Origin of the sequence: Enterobacter mori LMG 25706, assembly GCF_000211415.1 — a bacterium.
Lineage (GTDB): Bacteria > Pseudomonadota > Gammaproteobacteria > Enterobacterales > Enterobacteriaceae > Enterobacter > Enterobacter mori.
Genome location: NZ_GL890778.1, coordinates 123,734 through 133,580 on the forward strand (window position 1 = coordinate 123,734; position 9,847 = coordinate 133,580).

Consider the following 9,847-nt stretch of genomic DNA (forward strand, 5'->3'; position numbering starts at 1 on the left):
CCTTATCCGTTGCGCTCAGCGTCACGGAGGAGAGATAGTTGAGCAGCGCAATATCATTGTCCACACCCAGTTTCATCATTGCTGATTTCTTCTGGCTGCTGATGGTTTTAATACTGCGGTTCAGCTTCTTGGCAATCTCGGTTACCAGGAAACCTTCTGCGAAGAGACGCAGAACTTCGCTCTCTTTTGGAGACAGGCGCTTGTCGCCATAGCCACCCGCGCTGATTTTCTCCAGCAGGCGGGAGACGCTTTCAGGCGTGAATTTCTTGCCTTTCTGCAGCGCTGCCAGCGCTTTTGGCAGGTCGGTTGGTGCACCTTGCTTCAGCACAATCCCTTCGATATCCAGATCCAACACTGCGCTCAGGATCGCCGGGTTGTTGTTCATGGTCAGAACGATGATCGAGATGTCCGGGAAGTGACGTTTAATGTATTTGATGAGCGTGATCCCATCACCGTATTTGTCTCCAGGCATGGACAGGTCGGTAATGAGCACGTGTGCATCAAGTTTAGGAAGGTTATTGATCAGTGCTGTAGAGTCTTCAAATTCACCGACTACATTCACCCACTCGATCTGTTCAAGTGATTTGCGAATACCGAACAGTACAATCGGATGGTCATCGGCAATAATTACGTTCATATTGTTCATGTATAAGGCTACCTTGCTACAGCAAGCTCTTGACATAGGTGTCCATGTCGCTGATGTATTTTTCAATGCCAGAGGCATCTTTCTCACGAATTAGATGTTCCAGCGTTTCACATAACTGCTTGCCGGGAACCAGATTAAGCATGGCAAACACCCCTTTAAGCCGGTGTGCTGTCTGTGCCAGCGCTGCAAAATCATTCGCAGCGGACTCAGTATACAACCGCTTAACATCATCTGGTACTGTATCAACAAAGAGTGAATAGTATCCGCTGGCGTGGAGCTCGGCATTTTCATTGCCGCCTAACGGTGATTCCGCTATCTCTTCCTGCGCCAGTTGCTCTTCTATAAGTTGTAGTACAGCTTCCTGCATCGCATTGCTTATATTAAAGTTGACGCGCAGCTGGCCTGGGCCGATTTTTCGCACGCCTGACTCATCATCGCTTAAAAGCAAGCCTGTGGCAGTAAGATTAGACGGATTATCAGTTAAAAATAGATCAAATTCTTGACTCGCAAGCCTTTCGTCCGGCGTGATGCAGGCCGCACCCCAGTTTTCTAACTGGCGAACCACGATATTGCGGATCTCGTTTGAGGTCACATCGACCATCACCACCACATCATCCAGCAGACGTTCTTCATCTTCTTCCTGTGGATTCGCCGCCATTTTGACATGCAGCGAGTAGCGTGTGCCGAGGGATTCACGCGCCTTAATATTCAGGTGACCGCCCAGTTTACGTGCCAGCTGATCGCACAGCCAGAAGGTGAGGGCGTTCGCTTTGCCGTAGTGGTCACTCTGGGTATCGTTCAGGAACGGGAAGTGCAGATTATCAATTTCACTTACGGTGACGCCTTCACCCGTGTCCAGAATACGGAACGTCAGGCGATCCTCCGTCGATTCGTCAGTGCTGACTTCGAGAGTAATCTTCCCGATCTGGGTGGTGGTGACCGAATACTGGATCAGCATCAGCAGGATCCGACGCAGCGCTTCGCGATCGCCATGGCGCTCGTCATTCGCCGGGAGGTGGTTGTTGATCAGCAGCTGCAGCCCTTTGCGCTTAATGACCGGGAGCACCTCCGGAACCACTTCATCGATCAGATCCTGGATAGAAAAGAGCGTTGGAGTGCCTTTCCAGATGTCATTTTCCAGCATGTTTGCAAGCTGGATTTCGTCGACCATACGCACCAGCGACTCGGCCTGGCTCGTCAACTGCTGGCCTTCTGGCGTATTCAGACCCGCAGCCTGAGCAGCCAGCGTTTTTAACGGTTGTTTGAACGCATCACCAATATTTTGCATAAACGCCGTGCGGCCATGCTGGTTTTTCTCGTAAAGCCGCTGCGCCTGCTTGAGCTTTTTGTTGACCAGCACTTCACGGTCCTGATCGCGAATAACAAAGATTTGCGTACGGGATGCAACCTGGCTGCTGAACTGACGGATCTCATACAGCTCGTTATTAATGGTTGCCTGAATTACCCCCTGGCGCTGATCCGCCATCGTCGTGATGTTCTGCAGGTTGAGGTGGGGCAGAAGGTGATCGGCAATCTTGTTGCTCATCACCGTGCGGTTGGCTTCCTGATCGTGAACAAGCACCCCGAGCGGCAGCACCGAAATAATCTCTTCATTCAGGGCGCGCAATACGCGAAGTTCATTACTGGTGCCCGCAGATACGGCAGAGGCGTCACTCTGACGTCCCGGCTGGAAGCGGAACGTGCTATAGCCAAACAGCGCCAGTGCCAGCAAACCGATGTTCAGCAGCAGCGGCAGCAGGATGTTTTGCAATGTATCAAGCAGCAAGGTGCCAAACGGTACCTGCCACACCAGACGCATGCCGGTTGAATTTAACGATGACGCAATTTCTATTTTTGAGCCGTTAAATGAAATAGAGACACTCTCTGTCCCTTCTTTGTCCGGCGGGTTGCGCAGGTTTTGCGTGCTGTTGTCAGGCTCCAGGCGGAAGCTGTCCAGCGGCATGTCCGGGGGGATCAGGTCATTGATCGGCAGATCGAACGCCACCACGGTTGCGAGGTGTCCCGGCTGGTTAAACGTCGTGCGCAGCGTAAAGTAATGCCCATTTTGCCAGGCCAGACGGCGCAATGAGGAGAAACTCTCGCGCTCATCTAGGGCGTTGGCTTGCTGCAACATTTCTGCGCGGCGTGAATCCACAATGCTGCCTACCGTCGTCTCTTTAAATCCGGATGAGAGGTCTTTGAGCGGCAGGGTAGAGATCAGGATCATGCTGTTGTCCTGACCGTTCAGATAGTACATCGACCAGGGCACGGTCTCTGCGCCCCAGAGAGTATCAAGATAGGTTGAAATGCGCTGCGTCATCTCAAGCGTCGCGCTGTCATGCGAACCGAAAATCAGGGCTTCTGTCTTACGCTGAGGTTTTTCCAGGTAATACACATCCTGCTTAAGGCGTGTCTCCTGTAATCCTTCCCCGGTGGTGGTTGCGGGCGCGGCGGCAATGTTGTCGTAGATCTGCCAGGTCGCATAGCGCCATGTGTCGATCCGTTTGTGGACCGCATGAGTGATATCAACGATCTGGTAACTCTTGTCCTTCAGCCAGGCATTGACCGCACTTTGAACCATGACCCCCATCGTGACCAACAGCACAACGATCAATAGTAGAAAGAAACGGGTGATGCTCCCCGGAAGGAGGGAGAATTTGCTCAGGGCGGTAGTTTCAGTCTGACTCATTGATATCTTTAACCCGTGATGGCCGTGCTTTAAGGGGATACGGCAGTATAAAGGGTAAAACCTGAATTTCCAGCGTCATGGTCTGAGAATGACGGACTTTTTCCACTGAGAATGTCCACAGCGCTCGGTGCGTAAAATATGTACAAATGACAGCGGGATGTATAAATATAAGTCAACATCTCTTCAGGAATAGCACGAATAAACAAGAAATTGAGTTTTGTAGAAATGATGCGGGTCTGCGAAGGGTCAGGGGCCGATTTAGTTAATAGTCGTTACGATTTCGGGGTGGTAGCACAAGAAAAATATAATTACGTAAAGAAAGGTAAAAAAAAACCGAACGCTCGGCATTCGGTTCAATTAGGGATAAACAGACATTCAAAACTGAATGACGGTAATAAATAAAGTTAATGATGATAGCGAGAGTTATTTTAGTGATATTGGCTTGTTTTGTTTTATCATTCAGTGCTGTCACGGTTTTTTATATAACCAACTGATTTTAAGTTAATTTTTTTTCATTTTGATTATTGGTGCTATATTTTTAACCCCTGCGTGCTTTGTAAAAGTTCCTTGATGTTTACAAATTGAAACATCTTGATAGGTAAATGAAACATCTTAAAAGTTTTCGTATCATATTCTCGTTGGATTATTCTGTATTTTTGAGGAGAATGAAGTTGCCGACTGGTTAAGAGGGTTAATCAGTAAGCAGTGGTAATAATAAGGCATATAACAGAGGGTTAATAAAATGAAAGTTAAAGTACTGTCCCTCCTGGTACCAGCACTGCTGGTAGCAGGCGCAGCAAATGCGGCTGAAATTTATAACAAAGACGGCAACAAATTAGATCTGTACGGTAAAGTTGATGGTCTGCACTATTTCTCTGATGACGACAGCGTTGACGGCGACCAGACCTACATGCGTCTTGGCTTCAAGGGCGAAACGCAGGTTAATGACCAGCTGACCGGTTACGGCCAGTGGGAATACCAGATTCAGGGTAACTCCGGCGAAAACGAAAACAACTCCTGGACGCGTGTGGCGTTCGCGGGTCTGAAATTTGCTGACGCGGGTTCTTTCGATTACGGTCGTAACTACGGTGTTGTTTACGACGTCACCTCCTGGACTGACGTACTGCCAGAATTCGGCGGCGACACCTACGGTTCTGACCACTTCATGCAGCAGCGTGGTAATGGCTTCGCGACCTACCGTAACCAGGACTTCTTCGGTCTGGTTGATGGCCTGAACTTCGCGCTGCAGTATCAGGGTAAAAACGGTAGCGTAAGCGGTGAAGATCAGACCAACAACGGTCGTTCTGCACTCCGTCAGAACGGTGATGGCTACGGTGGTTCTATCACTTACGATCTGGGCGAAGGCTTCGGTATCGGTACTGCTCTCACCAGTTCTAAACGTACCAGCTCCCAGAACGACATGGATTTCGGTACCGGCGATCGTGCTGACACCTACACCGGTGGTCTGAAATACGACGCGAACAACCTCTACCTGGCTGCACAGTACACCCAGACCTACAACGCGACCCGCGCGGGCGATCTGGGCTGGGCTAACAAAGCACAGAACTTCGAAGTGGTTGCACAGTACCAGTTCGACTTCGGTCTGCGTCCATCCGTGGCTTACCTGCAGTCTAAAGGTAAGGATCTGGAAAACGGCTACGGCGACCAGGATATCCTGAAATACGTTGACGTGGGCGCGACCTACTACTTCAACAAAAACATGTCCACCTATGTTGATTACAAAATCAACCTGCTGGACGAGAACGACTTCACTCGTAACGCTGGCATCAGCACTGACGATGTCGTCGCGCTGGGTCTGGTTTACCAGTTCTAATCGCTTCATTGCGTGACTAAGGGGCCTTCTGGCCCCTTTTTTTGGGTCTTACAACGAGACCATTTTGGTGTACTCTTGCCGCCCTGGCATGAGGATAATAATGAATGGATATGACTTTTTTACGCGCCAGCGTTCTGGCTACGCTTTTTTTCCTGACAGCGTGTGACGCGCCTGCACCCTCAGCACAAACTGACGCGCCAGCGGCGACGGTGCTGGAAGGGAAAACGATGGGCACCTTCTGGCGCGTGAGCATCATGCATATCGACACGGCGCGGGCTGACGAACTTCGCGGCAAAATTCAGTCCCAGCTCGACGCTGACGACCAGCTGCTTTCAACCTATAAAAACGACTCCGCGCTCATGCGTTTTAACCTCTCAACCAGCACCTCTCTGTGGCCGGTGAGTGAAGCCATGGCAGATATTGTGACGGAGTCAATGCGCGTGGGGTATAAAACCAACGGCGCGATGGACGTGACCGTCGGGCCGCTGGTGAATCTGTGGGGATTTGGCCCCAACAAGCAGCCGGTGACCACGCCTGACCAGGCGGCGATTGATGACGCCCGCGCGCGCACCGGGCTGCAACACCTGACGGTCATTAACCAGTACGGTCAACAATATCTGCAAAAAGACATTCCCGATCTCTTTGTCGATCTCTCAACGGTAGGCGAGGGGTATGCGGCAGATCATCTTGCGGCGCTGATGGAGCGTGAAGGCATTTCCCGCTATCTGGTCTCGGTGGGCGGTGCGCTCGTCAGCCGGGGGATGAACGCCAGTGGCAAACCGTGGCGGGTGGCCATTCAAAAACCCACCGATCGGCAAAACGCGGTGCAGGCTATTGTGGATATCAACGGCCACGGGATCAGCACCTCGGGAAGCTATCGCAACTATTATGAGCTCGACGGCAAACGCATTTCGCATGTCATCGATCCGCAGACCGGCCGTCCGATTACCCATAATCTTGTTTCCGTTACGGTGATCGCGCCGACGGCACTGGAAGCGGATGCCTGGGATACCGGCCTGATGGTACTCGGCCCGGAAAAGGCCAAAGAGGTGGCGCGGCAGGAACAGCTCGCGGTCTATATGATCACCAAAGAGGGCGACGGGTTCAAAACCTGGAGCTCGCCGCAGTTTACGGGCTTCCTGGTGAGCGAAAAAAATTAAAAAGCAAGGTTGCGGGTTTTTGTTCGGTGGCACTCGGGCAAGGTAGGATTATGCTTGTAAGAGGAGCTGATGATGAAAAACGTAACCTTTACTACCGATGAAGATCGCTGGCAAGCCGTGCTTGGCCGCGATCCTCGCGCCGATAATCAGTTTGTCTTTGCGGTTCAGACGACGGGGATTTATTGCCGTCCGTCCTGTCGTGCCCGCCACGCGCTGCGTAAAAATGTCCGCTTCTATCCTGATGCTCAGCACGCTGTTCAGGACGGCTTTCGCCCCTGCAAACGCTGTATGCCGGACAAGCTCAACCCACATCAGCAGACGCTGGCGAAAGTTGAACAGGCCTGCCGCCTGCTGGAGCAGGATCCGGCGTTAACGCTGGAGGCGTTGGCGCAGAAGGTTGCCAGCAGTCCTTTTCATTTCCACCGTCTGTTTAAATCCGTGACCGGCATGACGCCTAAAGCCTGGCAGCAGGCCGCGCGGGAACATCGTCTGCGCAGCGCGCTGGCGCAGGGGGATAAAATTACCGACGCTGTACTGGCGGCAGGGTTTCCCGATAGCAGCAGTTATTACCGGAAAGCCGATGAGGCGTTGGGGATGACGGCGAAGCAGTACCGCAGCGGGGATGTCGCGGTTCGTTACGCCATTAGCGACTGTTCCCTCGGGCGTTGTCTGGTTGGCGAAAGCGAGCGCGGGATCTGCGCAATCCTGCTGGGTGACGACGATGCGACTTTAGAAGGGGAGCTGTTGACGCTGTTTCCCCGTGCGGAGCGAGAAGTGCTTGAAGGTCCGTTCGCGCAGCGCATCCAGCAGGTGATGAGCACTCTTGACAGCCGCTCGGTGCCGCTGGCGCTTCCGCTGGATATCCGCGGAACGGCTTTTCAGCAGCAGGTCTGGCAGGCCCTTCGCAACATTCCCTGTGGTGAAACGGCAAGCTACCAACAGGTGGCAAAGGCGATGGGTAAACCCAATGCCGTACGCGCCGTGGCAGGTGCCTGCGCCGCAAACAAACTGGCGATCGTCATTCCCTGCCATCGCGTAGTGCGAAACGACGGGGCGCTTTCGGGTTATCGTTGGGGGACGGCACGAAAAGCGATATTGCTTAAACGTGAGGCGAGTCGCCGGGAGGAATAATGCTCGATCTTTTTGCCGATACGGAGCCCTGGCAGGAGCCGCTCGCGCCGGGGGCGGTTATCCTGCGCCGCTTTGCGCTTTCCCGCGCAGCGGCGTTACTGACTGGCATTGATGAGGTGGCGGCCGTCTCGCCATTTCGCCATATGGTGACGCCGGGCGGGTATACCATGTCGGTGGCGATGACCAACTGCGGTCAACTCGGCTGGGCGACCAACGAACGCGGCTATCTGTATGCGCCCAATGATCCCACCACCGGCAAGCCGTGGCCGCCGATGCCGGATGCGTTTCAGCGACTCTGCCACGAGGCTGCGGTTGCCGCCGGGTATGCCGATTTTCAGCCGGATGCCTGTCTGATCAACCGCTATGCCGTCGGGGCAAAACTGTCGCTGCATCAGGATAAGGATGAGCCGGATCTGCGCGCGCCAATCGTTTCGGTCTCTCTGGGTCTGCCCGCTGTCTTTCAGTTTGGTGGATTACGTCGTAACGATCCGCTTAAGCGTCTGATGCTGGAGCACGGTGATGTGGTGGTCTGGGGCGGCGAGTCGAGGCTCTTTTATCACGGCATTCAACCGCTTAAACCTGGTGTTCACCCGCAAACGGGGGCGTTTCGCTTTAACCTGACGTTCCGTCAGGCGGCTTATGGCGAATAAAAATAAGAATTATTCTTGATGTAAACGCAAGGCAGTTTACACTGCGGGCTGATTTTCTTGTCCGGATTGCTCTGCATGCAACTACTTCTTCTTGTCTGGCGTCAGTATCGCTGGCCTTTTATTGCGGTGATGGCGTTAAGCCTTGCCAGTGCCGCGCTGGGTATCGGCCTGATCGCCTTTATCAACGTCCGTTTGATTGAAATGGTCGACTCCTCGCTGGCCGTTCTGCCGGAATTCCTGGGTTTATTGCTGCTGCTGATGGCGGTCACGCTGGGTTCACAGCTGGCCCTGACCGCGCTCGGCCACCACTTCGTTTTCCGTCTGCGCAGCGAATTTATCAAGCGGATCCTCGACACGCAGGTTGAGCGCGTGGAGCAACTCGGCAGTGCCTCCCTGCTTGCAGGGCTGACCAGCGACGTGCGCGCCATAACCATCGCCTTTGTGCGTCTGCCGGAGCTGGTGCAAGGTATCATTTTGACCTTCGGTTCGGCGGCCTACCTTGCCTGGCTCTCCACTAAAATGCTGGCGGTTACCGCGCTGTGGATTGTCATCACCATCTGGGGCGGGTTCCTGCTGGTGTCGCGCGTCTACAAACACATGGCGGTACTTCGCGAAACCGAAGATAAACTTTACAACGATTACCAGACGGTGCTGGAAGGGCGCAAAGAGCTGACCCTTAACCGCGAGCGCGCCGAGCATATTTTCAATAATCTCTATATCCCGGACGCGCGCGAATACCGGCATCACATCATTCGCGCCGATACCTTCCACCTGAGCGCGGTGAACTGGTCGAACATCATGATGCTGGGTGCCATTGGCCTGGTGTTCTGGATGGCGAACAGCCTGGGCTGGGCGGACACCAACGTGGCGGCAACCTACTCGCTGACGCTGTTGTTTTTGCGCACGCCGCTGCTCTCGGCCGTCGGTGCGTTGCCCACCTTGCTGAGTGCGCAGGTGGCATTTAATAAGCTCAAAAAATTCGATCTCGCGCCGTTTAAGGCTGAATTCCCGCGTCCGCAGGCCTTCCCGAACTGGCAGACGCTGGAACTGCGTAACGTCACGTTCCGCTATCAGGATAACGCCTTCTCCGTGGGGCCAGTTAACCTGACGATTCACCGTGGCGAGCTGCTGTTCCTGATTGGCGGCAACGGCAGCGGTAAATCCACGCTGGCGATGTTGCTGACCGGGCTTTATCAACCGCAGTCGGGCGAGATTTTGCTGGACAGTAAGGCGCTGAGTGCAGAGAAACCGGAGGATTACCGCAAGCTTTTCTCGGCGGTATTTACCGACGTATGGTTGTTTGATCGGCTGCTGGGGCCGGAAGGCCAGCAGGCCAATCCGGCGCTGGTGGAGAAGTGGCTTGGGCATCTGCAGATGTCGCACAAGCTTGAGCTTCAGGACGGCAAGATCCTGAACCTTAAGCTCTCGAAAGGGCAGAAAAAGCGCGTGGCGCTGCTGCTGGCCCTGGCGGAAGAGCGTGACATCATCCTGCTGGATGAATGGGCGGCCGATCAGGACCCGCATTTCCGCCGCGAGTTTTATCAGGTGCTGCTGCCGCTGATGCAGGAGATGGGCAAAACCATTTTTGCCATCAGCCACGACGATCATTACTTCATTCACGCCGACCGTCTGCTGGAGATGCGCGACGGCACGCTGAGCGAGCTGACCGGTGAAGAACGCGATGCAGCATCGCGTGACGCGGTGGCGCGCACGGCCTGATGCCCTCACCCTAACCCT

The 9,847-nt window shown here is 53.9% G+C and carries 7 protein-coding genes; 5 read left to right on the forward strand and 2 right to left on the reverse strand.

Annotated features, from left to right (window positions below):
• The coding region (gene rcsB, locus ENTMO_RS24265) for a response regulator transcription factor RcsB (protein WP_010433429.1) at positions 1-646 on the reverse strand (646 nt) is incomplete at its 3' end.
• 16 nt (positions 647-662) lie between these two features.
• Positions 663-3,335 carry a phosphotransferase RcsD gene (gene rcsD / locus ENTMO_RS0116805; protein WP_010433430.1) on the reverse strand — a complete coding sequence of 891 codons (2,673 nt, stop codon included), beginning with the start codon at positions 3,333-3,335 and terminating at the stop codon, positions 663-665.
• Between the two features lie 742 nt (positions 3,336-4,077).
• On the opposite strand from rcsD, the gene ENTMO_RS0116810 reads away from it, so the two are divergent.
• From ENTMO_RS0116810 to ENTMO_RS0116830, 5 genes are all read left to right on the forward strand, one after another.
• A complete protein-coding gene (locus tag ENTMO_RS0116810) occupies positions 4,078-5,169 on the forward strand; it encodes a porin OmpC (RefSeq protein WP_010433432.1) in 1,092 nt (363 codons plus the stop codon).
• Between the two features lie 104 nt (positions 5,170-5,273).
• Positions 5,274-6,329, forward strand: coding sequence for an FAD:protein FMN transferase ApbE (apbE, locus tag ENTMO_RS0116815; protein ID WP_010433433.1), 1,056 nt, complete (start codon positions 5,274-5,276; stop codon positions 6,327-6,329).
• Positions 6,330-6,401: 72 nt separating this feature from the next.
• A complete protein-coding gene (ada, locus tag ENTMO_RS0116820; RefSeq protein ID WP_010433434.1) occupies positions 6,402-7,460 on the forward strand; it encodes a bifunctional DNA-binding transcriptional regulator/O6-methylguanine-DNA methyltransferase Ada in 1,059 nt (352 codons plus the stop codon).
• Positions 7,460-8,110, forward strand: coding sequence for a DNA oxidative demethylase AlkB (gene alkB, locus ENTMO_RS0116825; RefSeq protein ID WP_010433436.1), 651 nt, complete (start codon positions 7,460-7,462; stop codon positions 8,108-8,110). Before ada ends, alkB begins: the two co-directional genes overlap by 1 nt.
• A gap of 75 nt (positions 8,111-8,185) precedes the next feature.
• Positions 8,186-9,829 (forward strand): multidrug ABC transporter permease/ATP-binding protein, encoded by a 1,644-nt coding sequence (locus ENTMO_RS0116830; protein ID WP_010433437.1) that lies wholly within the window; start codon positions 8,186-8,188, stop codon positions 9,827-9,829.
• Positions 9,830-9,847 lie beyond the last annotated feature (18 nt).